Annotated in this window: 3 protein-coding genes; all 3 read left to right on the forward strand. The window is 55.3% G+C overall.

The features are described 5' to 3' along the window. A partial coding sequence (locus tag QGG57_06735; GenBank protein MDP7007859.1) for a 4Fe-4S single cluster domain-containing protein occupies nt 1-573 on the forward strand: 573 nt, incomplete at its 5' end. A gap of 616 nt (nt 574-1,189) precedes the next feature. After that, on the forward strand, nt 1,190-1,657 hold the full coding sequence (locus QGG57_06740; GenBank protein ID MDP7007860.1) for a hypothetical protein: 468 nt from the start codon (nt 1,190-1,192) through the stop codon (nt 1,655-1,657). A gap of 32 nt (nt 1,658-1,689) precedes the next feature. Continuing rightward, nucleotides 1,690-2,271, forward strand: a complete 582-nt coding sequence (locus QGG57_06745) for a hypothetical protein (GenBank protein MDP7007861.1) — start codon at nt 1,690-1,692, stop codon at nt 2,269-2,271. Nucleotides 2,272-2,324: the final 53 nt, after the last annotated feature.

Below are 2,324 nucleotides of genomic sequence, written 5' to 3' on the forward strand. Positions count from 1 at the left end.
GTCATCTGGGTTCAGGGATGTACCATCGGCTGCCCGGGCTGTTACAATGCCTTTACCCACCCACACGAGGCAAAGCGCATCATAGCACCTGAATCACTGGCCGAATGGATTAATTCAATTGATGATATTGAAGGAATCACGTTCAGCGGTGGTGAGCCTTTCGAACAGGCCGGGGCGATTGTTCGCGTCATCGAGCTAGTCAACAAAGGGCGCGAACAACCCCTCTCAGTATTCATTTTCACTGGATACGAACTTGCTGCCCTGAAGCGGTCGAATTTGCTGGCGGTCAGCCACCTGCTGAGGTTGACCGACATGCTCTCTGCCGGTCCATTCATGCTCGAAGAGAGGGACACTAACCTTCTCTGGCGGGGATCTTCTAATCAGCGTCTGGCATATCTCTCGGATAGATACAATCTCCGGCAGGAAACTGACTGGATACGTGACTCACCCGTGGAAGAAATAGTGTTGTCAGAACGGTCCACGAAGAGGACGGGATTCGCCGGACCATCAGGACTGCTCCTGCGAGCCTTGTATGAAACCGTCGCCGTGGGACCTTATTCCTCGCATAAGTAACCTTCAACAACAAACTGATTACCTGGTTGCGAATGTCTACCCTGAACCCAGGCCCAAGTTACTCTACAGGGATTGTGGTTTTCCCCTTTCAGCGGAATACGATTACCGTGCTCGAGGCGCATGTGAAGGACCTGCCCTGAAGGTCACCGTAAGGAAGTCTGAAAGTCCTCCCGCCCCCCGGCCACGAGCTGTTTTTCCCTCCAGCGTCCGCGGTCCATTTTCTTGGGTCCTATCAATAATCTACAGGTTGATAGTGGGACCTAACGGCTGTTTCGAATGGTTTCCACCGCACCTTTCACAAAAACTCGTTAACCCCTGTTCCGTTTTTTGTTAATCAGCGTTTTTCCGGGTCGGAAGTAACGCGTATATACCCTGAACAACATCTCCAGAGTCCGATATTGTGTACAACGCAGAACCGTGAAGGAAGCAGCGATTTGTCTCAAGAACGGGAGGAACAGATGAGCAGGAGTGGAATAGTGACCTACGCAAATGAACAAGGCTGGACGCTCGAAATCGGGCCCAAATTCGTACAGGTGAGGAACCCTGACGAAGAATACGTGACAGGTTGGGATATTGAGGACCTTCCCAGTATTGAATACTTGACAAGGGGGGCTTGATGCCGCCAGATTATCCTGGCTTTTTCAAGCGCAATCGCCACCTGATAGACTATATCTTTGATAATATAGTTGAAGCGGTGCCGCCGCCGATAATTGCTCGTGAACTCTACAAGTACGTTCACGACTACAACATCGACCTGGAGATGGCGGTCGAAGCCCTCATACGAAAGCATGAAGGGAGGCCACGCACAACCGAAATCAGGCGCCTTGTTTTTGGCGGCTCCAAAGGGTTGTGGTCGCTGGACAAGCCCGCGCCATCATTCGCGCTGGACCCGCTGGAAGCGGAAATGCTGTCAGCGCTGCTGGAACAGGCCGAGCCGACCCAGCTGGCCGCAGCCATGGAGGCGACGGGTTACGACGCCAAGACGGTTGCCAGCCATTTGCCGGTCTTCAACCGCAAATGGAGCGAAATCCGTAAGGAGAAATGGGCGCAGATATTCGTGATGGAGCGCCCGGAGGAAACTTGATTAAGTTGGAGGCGGTACGGGCTTTCCCATCGATGTCCACGGTCGTGAAGTATCCGGTAGTCGTTTTCAAGCAGAACTCGGACCCTGGTTTTCTCCGTGGCGTGAAGAATTTCCTGGGACACAGGATGAAGCCGGGGGACCTCAAAATCGATATGGAAGCGTTCGAGATTGTTGTCCGCAACCATACCGCACAAGAGGTCCGGGAATTCGTCAAGCAGTACAATCGGGGGCTCACTGAAGGCGGGCACGGTGGTTTCAGGGGACATCCTACAGTCGTTGAGCGGGAGATTGACCTGGAGCAGGAGCTGCGCACGGTCACGGCAGAACGCGACGCGCTCGAGCAGGAGCTGGCGAGCGAGCGCCAGCACGAGGCGGAGCTGGGAGACAAGTGGGGCGACGCCCGCCGCCAGTACGAGAAGGATAACGACGCGCTCCGCAGGAGAGTGCGCCGCCTTGACACGAGTCTCGAGCGGCAGGAACAGGAATACGATTTGATGGTCATGGCGGAGCGCGAGGAGCGGCGGCAGCTGCTCCAGCGCTGGCGGCTGACACCAGTGTGGCGCGTGGCGTGGCAGAGGCTGCTGGCGCTGATAAGCCCCGGGCGCAATTCATGACGAGCCTCAAGGACTTCGACATGCACGGCCTGAAGTATCTTGACGCCCAGTTC

This window comes from Candidatus Poseidoniia archaeon (assembly GCA_030748895.1).
Classification (GTDB): domain Archaea; phylum Thermoplasmatota; class Poseidoniia; order MGIII; family CG-Epi1; genus UBA8886.

Bases quoted from the DNA above. Each gene is read 5' to 3' on its own strand.
- QGG57_06740 (MDP7007860.1), top strand. From the start codon at position 1,190: ATGCCGCCAGATTATCCTGGCTTTTTCAAGCGCAATCGCCACCTGATA.
- QGG57_06745 (MDP7007861.1), top strand. From the start codon at position 1,690: ATGTCCACGGTCGTGAAGTATCCGGTAGTCGTTTTCAAGCAGAACTCG.